Below are 14,391 nucleotides of genomic sequence, written 5' to 3' on the forward strand. Positions count from 1 at the left end.
GGACGCAGCCATGTCAAGATTCTTCATTGATCGACCTATTTTTGCCTGGGTGATCGCCCTGTTCATCGTGGTGTTCGGCGCTGTTGCCGTCACTGTGCTGCCAGTGTCGCAATACCCCAAGGTGGCGCCGCCCTCGCTGGTGCTGAGCGTGGCCTATCCGGGCGCCTCGGCTAAGGTGTTGGACGAAAGCGTGATCTCGGTGATTGAGCAGGAGCTCAACGGCGCCACCGGCCTGGCCTATATGGAGTCCACCTCCCAGGCCAATGGCACCGGTGCCATCACCATCACTTTCGAGGCCAACACCAATATCGACCTGGCTCAGGTCGATGTGCAGAACCGCTTGTCGCGCGCTTCGCCGCGCCTGCCTGCTGCGGTGACGCAGCAAGGCGTGCGGGTCGACAAGGCGCAGAACAACTTCTTGTTGTTCGTGACCTTGTCCAGCAAGGACGGCACCAAAGACCCGATCTCGCTGGGTGACTATGCCGCCCGTTCTATCGTGCCCGAGTTGCAGCGCATTCCCGGCATCGGCCAGGCGCAGCTCTTCGGTACCGAGCGCGCCATGCGCATCTGGCTGGATCCCGCCAAGCTGCTGAGCTACAAGCTCAGCCCGGCCGAGGTCAATGCCGCCATCCGCAACCAGAATGCCTTGACGCCGGCCGGTGTCATCGGCGACCTGCCCAACCTCAGCAGCCAGACCATGTCGGCCACGGTGGTGGTCAATGGCCAGTTGGAAAACACGACGCAGTTCGAGAACATCGTCTTGCGCGCCAACACCGATGGCTCCAGCGTCCGCCTGAAGGATGTGGCGCGGATCGAATTGGGTGGCCAGAGCTACGGCACTTACTCGCGCCTGAACGGTCAGCCGGCCACCGGTATTGGTATCCAGCTGGCGCCCAGCGGCAATGCACTGGCCGCGGCCACCGCGGTCAAGGACCGCATGCTGCAGTTGCAGAAGTTCTTCCCTGAGGGCGTGGTCTACGAGATTCCTTACGACTCGTCCAAGTTCGTCAAGGTGTCGATCCACCAAGTGGTGGAGACCCTGGGCGAGGCCGTCTTGCTGGTGTTCCTGGTGATGTTCCTGTTCTTGCAGAACTGGCGCTACACCTTAATCCCGACCCTGGTGGTGCCCATCGCGCTGCTGGGTACTTTCGGCGTGATGTTGACCCTGGGCTTCTCGATCAACGTGCTGACCTTGTTCGGCATGGTGTTGGCCATCGGTATCTTGGTGGACGATGCCATCGTGGTGGTGGAGAACGTCGAGCGCATCATGAGCGAGGAGGGCCTGTCACCGCTGGAGGCCACCCGCAAGGCCATGACGCAGATCTCCGGCGCCATCATTGGCATCACCGTGGTGCTGGTGTCGGTGTTCGTGCCGATGGCTTTCTTCTCTGGCTCGGTGGGCAATATCTATCGTCAGTTCTCGCTGGCGATGGTGGCGTCCATGCTGCTGTCCGCGCTGATGGCTTTGACGCTGACCCCGGCCCTGTGCGCCACCTTGCTCAAGCCGGTGGAAGCGGGGCATCACCACGAGAAGAGCGGCTTCTTCGGCTGGTTCAACCGTGGCTTCTCGCGCACCGCCAAGGGCTATGAAGGCTGGGTGGCCAAGCTGCTCAAGCGCAGCGGCCGCATGCTGATTGTTTACGCCGCGGTGCTGGCGGCCGTGGGCTGGATGTATGTGCGCATGCCCACCTCTTTCCTGCCCAATGAAGACCAGGGCTATCTGATCGTGAACGTGCAGCTGCCGCCTGGTGCGACGGCCAACCGTACCGAAGCCGCCGTCAAGCATGTGGAAGACTTCATGCTCAAGCAGCCCGAGGTGGAAGCCACCATCGGTGTGATCGGCTTCTCCTTCTCTGGCCAGGGTCAGAATGCCGCGCTGGTGTTCGTGCCGCTGAAGCCTTGGGAAGAGCGTGTCGGCCCGGAGCACAGCGCCTCGGCGCTGGCAGGCCGCGCCTTTGGCGCCATGATGGGCCAGGTGCGTGATGCCTTCATCTATCCGCTGAGCCCGCCACCCATTCCTGAGTTGGGCAATGCCACCGGCTTTGCGCTGCGCTTGCAAGACCGCGGCAATCTGGGCCACGAGGCCTTGCTGAATGCCCGTAATCAAATGCTGGGCATGGCATCGCAAAACAAGAAGATTGTTGGCATGCGCCCCGATGGCCTGGAAGACGCGCCGCAACTGCAGGTCGACATTGACCGCGACAAGGCCAACGCCCTGGGCGTGAGCTACGAGTCGGTGGCCAATGTGATCGGCACGACGTTGGGCTCGTCTTATGTGAACGACTTCCCCAACGCCGGCCGCCTGCAGCGCGTGATCGTGCAGGCTGATGTGGCGTCGCGTATGCAGCCCGACGACATCCTGCGCCTCAATGCCATCAATGCGCAGGGTCAGAACGTACCTTTGTCCGCCTTTGCCCATGCGCACTGGATCACCGGTCAGACCCAGGCTGTGCGCTACAACGGCTACCCCGCCATGCGCTTGGCAGGTGACGCCGCCCCCGGCGCCTCCACCGGCGATGTGATGAAGGAGCTGGAGCAGATGGCGCATAAGCTGCCCAAGGGCATCGGCTTTGAGTGGACCGGCTTGTCGCGCGAAGAAAAGCTCTCGGGCTCGCAAGCGACCGTGCTGCTGGCCTTCTCGCTGCTGGCCGTGTTCTTGTGCTTGGCTGCCTTGTACGAAAGCTGGTCGATCCCGCTGTCGGTCTTGCTGGTGGTGCCCCTGGGTATCTTGGGTGCGCTGCTGGGCATGACCTTCCGTGGCATGCCGAACGACGTTTACTTCAAGGTGGGCCTGATCACGGTGATCGGCTTGTCGGCCAAGAACGCGATTCTGATCATCGAGTTCGCCAAAGACCTGCAGGCCGAGGGCAAGGGTCTGGTGGAGTCCATTCTGGAGGCCTGCCATCTGCGCTTCCGCCCCATCATCATGACCTCGATGGCCTTCATCTTGGGCGTGTTGCCGCTGTACTTCGCCTCCGGCGCAGGTTCGGCCAGCCAGCGTGCCATCGGTACCGGCGTGATGGGCGGTATGTTGACGGCCACCTTCTTGGCTGTGTTGTTTGTGCCGATCTTCTTCTACGTGGTGCGTCGCATCTTCAAGGCTCCGCCGGGTGCCGCCAATGTGCACAAGATCAGTAGCGACAAACCGACACTCCCCCGCACGGAGGAGCATTGAAATGAGCCGATTGAATTCATCACCTCTGAACATCGTCGCGGTTGCGGCCGCCGCCCTGGCCTTGAGTGCCTGCGGTTCGCTGGCGCCCAAGAACGAGCGGCCGGCCGCGCCGGTGGCACAAGCTTGGTCGGCCACACCCGCGACCGTCAAGGGAAGCGGCCCGGCCGCCGCCGAGCTGCCTTGGCAGAACTTCTACGGCAGCGATGCCCGCCTGCGTGAGTTGATCAAGCTGGCGCTGGAGAACAACCGCGATCTGCGCGTGGCCCTGCTCAATGTGGAGCAAGCGCGTGCCTTGGCGGGCGTGGCCGACTCGAATCGCTGGCCCACAGTGGGCGTCGGCGTGCAGGGCTCGCGCGCCCCTGACAGCAAGGGCAATAACGTCAATAGCTATCAGGCCGGTTTGCAGATCACGGCCTATGAGCTGGACCTGTGGGGCCGCGTCAAGAACCTCAGCGATGCGGCCGCAGCGCGCTACTTGGCCACGGCCGAGGGCAGCCGCGCCGCGCAGATCTCGCTGGTCGCTGGCGTTGCTTCGGCCTATCTGGCCTGGGTGGCCGACGGTGAATTGCTCAAGCTCTCGCAAGAGACCGTGGCCACGCGCGGCGAATCCCTGCGCCTGATGCGCTTGAAGTTCGATGGTGGCGCAGCCTCGGCGCTTGAATACAGCAGCGAGCAGTCGGCACATTCCTCCGCTTTGGCGAGCTTGGCTCAGGCCAAGCGCAATCTGGCGCAAGATGAAAATGCACTGGCTTTGCTGCTGGGTCAGCCCCTGCCTGCGAATCTGCCGGCCGGGTTGAGCCTGGCGGCGCAGTCTCTGGCGGATGTGCCGGCGGGCTTGCCGTCCGAGGTCTTGGTGGCGCGGCCCGATGTGCGCCAGGCCGAGGCGCAGCTGATGGCGGCGAATGCCAATATCGGCGCGGCCCGTGCGGCCTTCTTCCCGAGCATCTTGCTAACGACCAACTACGGCACTGCCAGCTCAGCCTTGTCGGAGTTGTTCAAGAACTCGGTTTGGACCATCACCGGCCAGGCCTTGATGCCCATCTTCGACGCCGGCCGCAACCAGGCCAATCTGGATTCGGCCAAGGCGGCGCAGGGCATTGCCGTGGCGCAGTATGAGAAAGCGGTGCAAACCGCCTTCCGTGAAGTGGCCGACGGTCTGGCCGGCCGCGCTACCTATGGCGAGCAATTGCAAGCGCAAAGCGCGCAAGCCAAGGCCGAGGCCGAGCGCCTGCGTCTGGTGAATCTGCGCTATGCCAATGGGGCGTCCAACAGCCTGGAATGGTTGGATGCGCAGCGCGCCAGCTTCGCCTCCGAGCAGGCTTTGGTGCAGGTGCGTTTGGCCACTCTGCTCAACGGCGTCAACCTCTACAAGGCCTTGGGCGGCGGCGTTGCGACGCCGGCAGCCGATAAGAGCTGATGCCTGAGGCAGGCCGAGATCTCGGCCTGCCATGAAACGGCAAAGGGCTCCCTCGGGAGCCCTTTTTGTTGTTCGCCACCGCAGTGAGAGGGTGGTGGCGGCTCAGGCCGCGATCAGTGCACGGCTTTGATCCATGCCAGGCCTTCGGCCGTGGCGTAGCGCACTGCAGCGCGCTGGCTCAGGAAGCGGCGCGTGAAGCGCATCACACGGTCATGGCTGGCCATGCCGGAGCCGGAACGAATGGAGACCGCTGCTGCGAAGCTGCCGTCGTCTTGGGTTTTGATAATGGGTGAGACAAGATATTTGCCCACCTCAATGCTTGTTTTCTTATGCATTTTTCATAGAGGTGTGCACCCGAAGCAATCTTCAGATGCGGTATGGCGAAGGGAAGTTGCAGCATGGCGGGTGCAACGGTCCGTGAGTCTTCGAGGCCTCGAACGGACAGGACATGGCTTGGGAGGCCAGTACTTTCAAAGCTTCACTGCTTGCCTTTGTTCTTTGTGGTCTGGGCAAATCAATGAAGTAAAACAAAGCACCCCGGAGGGTGCCTTTTTAAGCTCGACGCTCACGCGTCGAGTGTGGGCAGCGACAAGCGCTGCCCGGCGCTAATTACAGAGCGCGGATGTTCGAAGCTTGCAGACCCTTAGGGCCTTGCTTGACTTCGAATTCAACCTTTTGGTTCTCAGCCAGCGTGCGGAAGCCGCCGTTGTTGCGGATTTCGCTGTGGTGGGCGAACAGATCCTTGGAGCCGTCTTCAGGTGTGATGAAGCCGAAGCCCTTGCCGTCGTCGAACCACTTCACGGTACCAGTTTGCATTGTCGTCATGATTGTTCCTTTTGAAACTAAATAAAAACCACCTCGCGGCTACACAGCCTGCAAGGACAGAAACACTCAAGAACAGTCAAACGGGGAGTTGAAACTGAAGCGAGCCGGGTCGCGAACGTACTGCGGTGGCTGCAGATTGAAGACCTTGAAGAAACGGTCTTGTGCGTATCTATGCCTTGAAGTCTAACACAGCGGCGCTGATTTTCCTAAATGATTCTTTGCGATGGGTCAAGATGGTGCGTGCTGAAATCAAGCGGCCTGCACATTGACGGCAATGCCCGACAACACTGCATTGCCCGACAGCATGTCGCGCAGGCCCTCGCCGATCAGTGCGTTCATATTGATTCCCGGTCGCTCGCCGGCCAGATTGAGCTGCATGCCGGGTAAGTCATGGCCCCAGCCATGCGGCAGGCTGACCACGCCGGCCATCATGTCCGCGCTCAGGCTGACCTGGGCTTGCAGGCTGGCGCTGGCATTGCTCACGGTGGCCATTCCACCTTCTTGCAGCCCTAAGCGCTGCGCGTCGGCCGGGTTGACCAGCAGGGTGCAGCGTATCGGCCCCTTGGCCAGCACCGGCAGGTTGTGCATCCAACTGTTGCCTGAGCGCATATCGCGCCGGCCGATCAGGCGCATGCCCTCCGTTGGCTGGGCGAGGGCGGCTTCGACCTCGGGCAGGGCGGAAAGCAAGCTGGGCGGCGCCAGTTCGATCTTGCCCGAGGGCGTGCGCAGCAGTTCGGGAATGCGGGGCTGCAATTCCCCCAGGTCAATGCCGCCCGGCGTGGCGCGGACTTCGGCAAGGCTGAGGCGATAGGGGCCATGGCGCAAGCCTTGGTCGATCAGGCGCTCGGGCCCGCGCAGCTCGGGGGCGGCGGGGTCGGGCGGGAAGGCGGCATCTTCGAGTGCATCAATGTCCTGCCGCCAATCCTTGCCCTCGACCATGGCCGCGAGCCTGAGCAGGATCTGCCATTCGGCCGGCTGCCCGGCGGGCTTGGCAAACACCGGCGCAGAGAAGCGCGCATGGTTGCGCCAAGACAGCTGCGGGAAGGCCATGTCGAAATGCAGATCCTCCAGCGGTGACAAGCCCGGCAAGATCACGTCCGCGTGGCGGGTGGTCTCGTTCAGATAGATGTCGAGACTGAGCATGAAGTCCAGGCTGTCCAGCGCGCGGGACAGGCGTGGGCCGTCGGGGGCCGACAGCACCGGATTGCAGGCCACGCTGATCAGGGCGCGCACCTGGCCCGGGCCGGGTGTTTCGATTTCTTCGGCCAGGCAATTCATCGGCAGCTCGCCATAGACCTCGGGCGCCTGGCTGACGCGGCTGTGGCGGCGCCCGGTGGTGATGCCGCGGCCGCTGCCGGGCTTGCCCTGGGTGTTGGCGGCGAAGGCGGCGGCCTTGGGGAACATGGCGCCGCCCTCTGAGTCAAGCTGGCCGATCAGGATGTTGACGACGTCAATCAACCAGCTATTGAGCGTGCCAAAGCGCTGGGTGCAGGTGCCGATGCGGCCATACAGCACGGCCCGTGGTGCGGCCGCCAATTCGCGTGCCAGGCGGCGCTGGGTGGCGGCAGCGATGCCGCAGCCGGCGGCCATGCGCTCGGGCGGGTAGGGGCTGACGGCCGCGCCCAGCTCGTCAAGCCCGGCCACATGCTCGGCCAGATGGCGCAGCTTCACCAAGCCCTCGTCGAACAAGGTGTGCACCAGGCCCAGCAGCAAAAACACATCGCCGCCCGGCAGGATGGGCAGGTACTCGTCGGCGGCATGAGCGGTTTCGCTGCGGCGCGGGTCGATCACGACGATGCGGCCGCCGCGAGCGCGCATGGCCTTGGCCTTGCCGCGGTAGTCCGGCACGGTCCACAAGCTGCCGTTGCTGACCATGGGGTTGGCGCCGAGGATCAGCAGCAAATCACTGCGCGGCAGGTCCGGCACCGGGACGCTCATCCAGTGGCCGAACATCAGGCCGGCGCTGAGCTGCTTGGGCATCTGGTCCAGCGTGGAGGCGGAGAAGATATTGCGGCTGCCCAGGGCGCGCGCCAGGCGCGGGAAGTAGGCCAGCAGGCCGATCTTGTGCACGGCGGGGTTGCCAATGCTGGCGGCGACTGCGTCGGGGCCCTGCGCTTGCAGAATCGGCAGCAGGCGGCGCTCGACTTCGGCCAAGGCTTCGTCCCACGTGGCAGGCTCGAATTGGCCGTTGCGCTTGATCAGTGGCTGGCGCAGGCGGTCGGGGTCTTCGTGCAAGTCTTTCAGGCTGACACCCTTGGGGCAGAGGAAGCCGGCACTCAGCACGTCCTGCTCGGCGCCGCGGATGCTGATGACTTGCTGTCCGTCGCTGCGGATTTCGAGCCCGCAGCAGGCCTCGCACAGCGGGCAGATGCGGTAGTGAGCTTGCTCGGACATGGCGGGCTCCAAATGGCTGAGAAAGAGTGGTCGGCGGATGACGGTTCGGGGCGGATTGTGGGCCGTCCGGCCACGGCGCGGGGTCAACAAGGCGACAGCGGCATACTGCCGGTTTTGGACACTGGAGTGGGTATGCGAATCGATATCGGTCAGGGTGTGCGCCTATTCGTGGATGTGCAAGGGCCGGGCCTGGTGCCCGATGGCGCGCAAATGCGCGAAAAGCCCACACTGATCTGCATGCACGGCGGGCCGGGCTTCGACCACGCCGCCTTCAAACCAGGCTTTTCGCAGCTGGCGGATATTGCGCAAATCATTTACTACGACCATCGCGGACATGGCCGCAGCGATGAGCGGCCGCCGAGTGAGTGGACGCTGGACACCTGGGCCGACGATGTGGTGCGCCTGTGCGACGCCCTGGGCATCGAAAAACCCATCGTGCTGGGCCAGTCATTCGGCGGTTTTGTGGCGCAGCACTACATTGCGCGCCATCCCGGCCATGCGGCCAAGGTGATTTTGTCCAGCACCTCGCACCATATGGGCCTAGGGCGCAAGCTCGATGGATTTGAGAAGCGCGGCGGCCCGCAAGCCCGCGCCTTGGCGGAAGCTTTTTGGACTCGCCCCGACCCGGCCACCTGGGCCGCTTACTGGGCCGGCTGCCGCCACCTCTACAACACGACCGCACCGGCCGATCCGCTGTCGGCGCAGCGAACGCTGGTGCGCGAAGACATCCTGCTGCACTTTGTCGCCGGCGAAAAGCAGCATCTCAATTTGCTGCCTGGACTCGCTGGCGCGCAATGCCCGGTGCTGGTGATGGCGGGTGAGGAAGATCCGGTCTGCCCGGCCGTGGATGCGCGTGAGATTGCTGCCGCTTTGCCCGCTGAGTTCTCTCAGCTGGTGACCTTCCCGGGCGTGGGGCACGGCGCCTGGCGCGATGACCCGCTCGCCGCGTTTGCGGTGCTGAGGAAATTCATCCTGGCTTGACGGCCTGGTTCAGTGACCAATCAGCGCGATCAGTTCGCGCTCCACCAAGCTGGCGTCGCCCAGATTCATTTCGATCAGGCGGCGCAGGTGGGTGATGCTCTCGATATCGATGCTGCGGCACAGCAGGCCGGCGGACTCGCCTTCGACATGGGCCAGCTCACCGGCCATCGCGATGGTGGTGGTCTTGTCGGCCAGGGTGATTTTGAGCAGGCAAGGCTGACCCAGGGTCACGAACTTGGCGTGCGGGAGCTTGAGCAGCGCACCCTTCAGTGAGAGGTCAAGCACATGCGCCTGAATCTGCTCATGAGTGGTGATCAACTCGGCCTCGACGTCGAAGGCGACGCGGGTGAAATGGCGGCGTTCGGTATTGATGGCAAGCTCCCAAAAGCTGAAATGATGCTAGCAGACCGAGCCCCGGCCTGCGCACTGAATTGCTAGCAAATTCGCGGGCATTTGGGGCGCGACGCCCGGCGGCTAGTGCTGCAGGCCCGTCGGCGGCCAATCAGAGTCGAATCAACGACAAATCGTGCTCTGGTCCACCGCTTTTTGCAGGCGCTGCGGAATCACCGCTTCCAGGCCCATGGACTCCAGGATGTACCAGGCGGCGCGCAGATAGGTGGCGGTGGCGGCGCGCACCTCGTCGCGCTCGCCGTTAGGCCCCGTAGACTGAAGCTGGCGATTGGCGGCCTGGCTGCGGGTGTCGATCAAAGGGGCCTGGTAGCGCAAGGCGATGCGGGCCAGCAAGGTCTGTACGGCGTCGTTATTGCGGGCGTGGCCGCCCAGGAGCTTGGCCAATTCGCCCAAGACTTCTTCGGCGGCGGCTGCCAGCAAGCGGGCGGCGTGGTCGCTGCCACCGGCCAGGTAAAGCGCGGCACTCAGGTCGGCATATTCCAGCGCGACGGCCAATTTGGGCAGGTCATCCTGGTTGGGGCTAAGTTTTTTGCTGCTGTGATTCATCTCAAGAGTCGGCTCAACTGCGCCCGTTGCTATCTGTCCCTATGGCCGGTGCGAGCGCATCTTTTGCTCGCCTGTCCGGCCTGGGCTTCATACGTCCAGATCAAGAAAAATTTACCCGCCTCTGTGCGGCAGGCGGCCCACCATCTTAGTCCCGCCTTGTGACATTGAAAGCGCGGAAGTTGGCGGGAAAGTAGGCGCTAACAAGCCGAATTGCTGCGGGCCTGAGAAGCGGTTTTTTCGCGGGCGCAAGCGGGACAAGCCCTGCGCGGGGTCAAGTTCCGATCGCTAAGATGGGTCCATCATGGTGACCTTGCCTCGCCCCAATTGAAAGATCCTCAGCATGACCCCGCCTATCCCCACCCAACAGAGTTTTGATGACGAGGCCCTGGCGCCAGCCCTGGCCGCGAAGGCCCCCCTGACGGCCATTGCGCCGGCTGCAGCCTTGTCCGCGCAAGAGATCAGTGCCGAGGTCTTGCTGGAAAAATACGCCAAGGGCGATGAGCAGACCCTGGATCAATTGCGCCAGCGGGTGGCGCGCGCCTTGGCCGAGGCCGAGGCGCCCGAGGCGCGGGCCGAGTGGGAACTCAAGTTTCTGGACGCCCAGCGTCGCGGCTTTGTGCCGGCCGGGCGCATCAATTCCGCCGCAGGCACCGAACTCAGTGCGACCTTGATCAATTGCTTTGTTCAGCCGGTGGGCGACTCCATTGCCTCCGTCGAGGATGGCCACCCAGGCATCTACACCGCCTTGACCGAAGCCGCTGAAACCATGCGGCGCGGGGGGGGGGTGGGGTATGACTTTTCGCGCATCCGCCCGCGCGGCGCCTGGGTGGGTTCAACCCAGAGCAATGCCTCCGGCCCGGTCAGCTATATGCGGGTGTTTGACCGTTCCTGCGAAACGGTGGAAAGCGCCGGCAGCCGGCGTGGCGCCCAAATGGGCGTGCTGCGTTGCGACCACCCGGATGTGGAGGAGTTCATCCACGCCAAGGACCAGGGCGATCTGAAGAACTTCAATATCTCGGTCGGCGTGACCGATGTGTTCATGCAAGCCGTGGACGCTGACGCCGAATTCGAGCTGACCCACAAGGCCGAGCCCGGCCCCAAGCAGCGCGCTGCCGGTGCCTATCAGCGCGCCGACGGGCTGTGGGTTTACCGCAAGCTCAAAGCGCGCGAGCTGTGGGACCAGGTGATGCGCTCCACCTACGACCATGCCGAGCCCGGCGTGCTGTTCCTGGATCGCATAAACCTCGACAACAACCTGCACTACTGCGAGTCCATCTCCGCCACCAACCCCTGCGCCGAGCAGCCTTTGCCGGCCTATGGCTGCTGCTGCCTGGGCTCGGTCAATCTGACGAGTTTCGTGCGCGATCCCTTTGCTGCGACCGCTGAGTTCGACGAAGCTGGCTTTGCCGACGTCTGCCGCACGGCCACCCGCATGCTGGATAACGTGTTGGACGTCACCCCCTGGCCCTTGCCCGCCCAGCAGCAGGAAGCGCGCAACAAGCGCCGCGTCGGCCTGGGCTTTACCGGCCTGGGTGACGCCCTGGTGATGCTGGGTCTGCGCTACGACAGCGAAGCCGCGCGTGACGCCGCCCGCCGCATCAGCGAGGTGATGCGCGATGCGGCCTACAGCGCTTCGGCCGATCTGGCCGTGGAGCGCGGCGCTTTCCCGCTCTTCAATGCCGATCTGTACCTGTCGGGCGGCAACTTCGCCTCGCGCCTGCCGCAAGGCCTGAAGGACAAGATCCGCGCCCAGGGCTTGCGTAACTCACACCTGCTGTCGATTGCGCCCACCGGCACCATCAGCCTGGCCTTTGCCGACAACGCCTCCAACGGCATCGAGCCGGCCTTCAGCTGGAGCTATACCCGCAAGAAGCGCATGCCCGATGGCGGCTACAAAGAATACGCGGTGGAAGACCATGCGTGGCGCTTGTATCGCCATATGTTCGGCACCGGCGCACCGCTGACTTCCGCCTTCGTCACGGCGCTGGAACTCAGCGCCTCGGATCATGCGCTGATGGTGGCGGCCGTGGCGCCGTACATCGACACGGCCATTTCCAAAACCGTCAATGTGCCGGTGGACTACCCTTACACCGAGTTCCAGAATCTCTACCACCAGGCCTGGAAGGCGGGGCTCAAGGGCCTGGCCACTTACCGGCCCAATAGCGTGCTCGGCTCGGTGCTGAGTGTGGACGCGGCTCCGGCGGTGACTGAGCCCGAGCCCCTCAAACCGGTGAGCAGCGCCGACGGCAGCAACCAGCGCATGCTGGTCACGCGCCTGCCCAATGCCGTGCTGGCCTCGCTGCGCTGGCCCAGCCGGCCCGAGCTGCCCGGCGGTAACCCGGCCTGGAGTTACATGATCCGCCACCCGCATGGCGACTTCGCGCTCTTCGTGGGCGAGCTGCCCGCAGTCGGCCCCGACGCCGGCCTGTTTGGCAAGAACCTGCCTTTCGAAGTCTGGGTCAATGGCGCCGAGCAGCCGCGCGGGCTGGCCGCTGTGGCCAAGACCTTGTCGATGGATCTCCGCACCAATGACGCCGCTTGGCTGCGCCTCAAGCTTGATGCCCTGGCCACCGTGGCCGAAGAGCGTGCGTTTGAAATGCCCATGCCCCCAGGCGGCGAGCCGCGCCTCTTCCCCGGCGTGGTGGCGGCCACGGCCGCCGTCATCCGCTGGCGCTGCGAGCAGCTCGGTGCCCTGGCAGAAGGCGGCGCCACCCCGGTGCTGGACGCCATGTTCAGCCGCGAAGAGCCGCGCACCAGCACCATGGGCACCCTGGCCTGGGCGGTGGACGTCGACAACCCGGCGACTAACGAGCAATTCACCTTGACCCTGAAAGAGGTCAGCCTGCCCACGCCCGATGGCGGTGTGGTGACGCGGCCTTGCGCCATGGGCTTCTCGGGCAATTACCCGAAGGCGCTGGACGGCATGGCCCGCCTACTGAGCCTGGACATGCGGGTGATGGACCCGGCCTGGATCGGCATGAAGCTGCGCAAGCTGCTCAACGTGGGCGAGCCGCTGGGCCATTTCATGGCCCCGGTGCCCACGCTCTCGGGTGAGCGCCGCCAGCAGATCTGGCCTTCCACCGTAGCCTATGTGGCGCGCCTGATCATCCACCGCTACGCCATGTTGGGCGTGCTGGACGAGCAGGGCATGCCGCAAGTTGAAATGGGCTTGCTGCAGGCGCCTCAGGCCAAGGCGGTCAGCGGCAACACCGTGCCCGCCATGGCCGGCAAGCCCTGCCCGGAATGCGGCAATGCCACCATGATCCACAAGGACGGTTGCGATTTCTGCACCGCCTGTGGCTATGTGGGGCAGTGCGGCTAGGACTTGGGCGTGGAGGCTTGGCGGGCGGAGTTTGGCCCGCGCGCTTTGACGATGGGCAGTTGGCTCAAGCCATCAAACCCCGATACAGCTGACACGCTTTAGGCGCCTCGCAGGCTTGTCTCGGAATTCGTGGCGGCAGTGCGCCCTCAGCGCCCACCCGGCGTGTAGATCTGGTCAAACTGGCCGCCATCGTCGAAGTGGGTCTTCTGCGCGGTGCGCCAGCCGCCGAACAACTCGTCGATGGTGAACAGCTTCACCGGGGCGAACTGCTTGGCGTATTTGGCCGCCACGCGAGCGTCACGCGGCCGGTAGTAGTTCTTGGCAGCGATCTCCTGAGCCTCGTGGGTGTAGAGAAAGTTCAGATAGGCCTCGGCCTGCTTGCGGGTGCCGCGTTTGTCCACCACTTTGTCGACAACGGCCACCGGCGGCTCAGCCAGGATGCTCAACTCGGGCGTGACGATCTCGAACTTGCTCGGGCCCAGTTCCTTCACGGCCAGATAGGCCTCGTTCTCCCAGGCGATCAGCACATCGCCGATGCCGCGTTCCACAAAAGTGGTGGTGGAGCCGCGGGCGCCGGAGTCCAGCACCTTGGCATTGGCATAGATGCGTTTGACAAAGGCGCGGGCCGAGTCAGCATTGCCACCCGGCTGCTTCAGGGCATAGCCCCAGGCGGCCAGATAGTTCCAGCGTGCGCCGCCCGAGGTCTTGGGGTTGGGCGTGATGATGTCAATGCCCGAGCGCGCCAGGTCGGGCCAGTTGTTGATCTTCTTCGGGTTGCCCTTGCGCACCAGGAAGACGATGGTGGAGGTGTAGGGGCTGGCGTTATGGGGCAGGCGTTTTTGCCAGTCGGCCGGGATCAGCTTGGCTTGATCATGCAAGGCGTCGATGTCATAGGCCAGGGCCAGGGTCACGACATCGGCCTGCAGGCCGTCGATCACCGAACGCGCTTGTTTGCCCGAGCCGCCGTGCGACTGCTTGATGGACAGCGCCTCGCCCGTCTTGGCCTGCCATTGCTTGGCGAAGGAGGCGTTGAATTCTTGATAGAACTCCCGCGTCGGATCGTAGGAAACATTCAGCAGCTGTGTTTGAGCCTGGGCTTGGGTCAAGCCAGCGCATGCCAGCAGACCGGTGGCTGCGAGGGTGGCAAGGCGGCGGCGCGAGAAAGTTGTCATGGCAAGGTGTTTTGCGTGAGTGGATGCGGGGCTTGCTGAAAATCAGCCATCAAGATGCCTGCTCAATGTAGGAAATGCAGCCGCTGACGTGAACCAAGAAGTTCAGCAAAGCTTTGCAAAAACTCAGGGCTGTACTCGTCCGCTCGGT

The 14,391-nt window shown here is 63.9% G+C and carries 10 protein-coding genes; 4 read left to right on the top strand and 6 right to left on the bottom strand.

Annotated features, from left to right (window positions below; genetic code table 11):
• Positions 1–10 precede the first annotated feature (10 nt).
• Both AABB87_RS11165 and AABB87_RS11170 read left to right on the top strand, forming a co-directional pair.
• Positions 11–3,175, top strand: a complete 3,165-nt coding sequence (locus AABB87_RS11165) for an efflux RND transporter permease subunit (RefSeq protein ID WP_341971315.1) — start codon at positions 11–13, stop codon at positions 3,173–3,175.
• Position 3,176: 1 nt separating this feature from the next.
• Positions 3,177–4,592 carry an efflux transporter outer membrane subunit gene (locus tag AABB87_RS11170; protein ID WP_341971316.1) on the top strand — a complete coding sequence of 472 codons (1,416 nt, stop codon included), beginning with the start codon at positions 3,177–3,179 and terminating at the stop codon, positions 4,590–4,592.
• 113 nt (positions 4,593–4,705) lie between these two features.
• Here the strand turns inward: AABB87_RS11170 and AABB87_RS11175 are convergent, their stop codons facing one another.
• The 3 genes from AABB87_RS11175 to AABB87_RS11185 form a co-directional block, all read right to left on the bottom strand.
• On the bottom strand, positions 4,706–4,927 hold the full coding sequence (locus tag AABB87_RS11175) for a hypothetical protein (protein WP_058720878.1): 222 nt from the start codon (positions 4,925–4,927) through the stop codon (positions 4,706–4,708).
• Between the two features lie 274 nt (positions 4,928–5,201).
• Positions 5,202–5,408: a cold-shock protein gene (locus tag AABB87_RS11180; RefSeq protein ID WP_058720877.1), complete on the bottom strand. Its 207-nt coding sequence runs from the start codon at positions 5,406–5,408 to the stop codon at positions 5,202–5,204.
• A 258-nt stretch (positions 5,409–5,666) separates the two neighbouring features.
• Positions 5,667–7,811: a molybdopterin-dependent oxidoreductase gene (locus AABB87_RS11185; protein WP_341971317.1), complete on the bottom strand. Its 2,145-nt coding sequence runs from the start codon at positions 7,809–7,811 to the stop codon at positions 5,667–5,669.
• Between the two features lie 132 nt (positions 7,812–7,943).
• Here AABB87_RS11185 and AABB87_RS11190 point away from each other — a divergent pair, with 132 nt between their 5' ends.
• Positions 7,944–8,792, top strand: coding sequence for an alpha/beta fold hydrolase (locus tag AABB87_RS11190; protein ID WP_341971318.1), 849 nt, complete (start codon positions 7,944–7,946; stop codon positions 8,790–8,792).
• Between the two features lie 9 nt (positions 8,793–8,801).
• Here AABB87_RS11190 and AABB87_RS11195 read toward each other — a convergent pair whose 3' ends face one another.
• Together AABB87_RS11195 and AABB87_RS11200 are read right to left on the bottom strand one after the other, a co-directional pair.
• A complete protein-coding gene (locus AABB87_RS11195) occupies positions 8,802–9,164 on the bottom strand; it encodes a PilZ domain-containing protein (protein WP_341971501.1) in 363 nt (120 codons plus the stop codon).
• Between the two features lie 141 nt (positions 9,165–9,305).
• Positions 9,306–9,749 (bottom strand): hypothetical protein, encoded by a 444-nt coding sequence (locus tag AABB87_RS11200; protein ID WP_341971319.1) that lies wholly within the window; start codon positions 9,747–9,749, stop codon positions 9,306–9,308.
• A 340-nt stretch (positions 9,750–10,089) separates the two neighbouring features.
• On the opposite strand from AABB87_RS11200, the gene AABB87_RS11205 reads away from it, so the two are divergent.
• Entirely contained in the window at positions 10,090–13,071 is a 2,982-nt protein-coding gene (locus tag AABB87_RS11205; protein ID WP_341971320.1) for an adenosylcobalamin-dependent ribonucleoside-diphosphate reductase, read from the top strand.
• Between the two features lie 146 nt (positions 13,072–13,217).
• Here the strand turns inward: AABB87_RS11205 and AABB87_RS11210 are convergent, their stop codons facing one another.
• A complete protein-coding gene (locus tag AABB87_RS11210) occupies positions 13,218–14,243 on the bottom strand; it encodes a sulfate ABC transporter substrate-binding protein (RefSeq protein ID WP_341971321.1) in 1,026 nt (341 codons plus the stop codon).
• Positions 14,244–14,391: the final 148 nt, after the last annotated feature.

It is taken from the genome of Roseateles sp. PN1 (assembly GCF_038419725.1).
Taxonomy (GTDB): domain Bacteria; phylum Pseudomonadota; class Gammaproteobacteria; order Burkholderiales; family Burkholderiaceae_C; genus Paucibacter_A.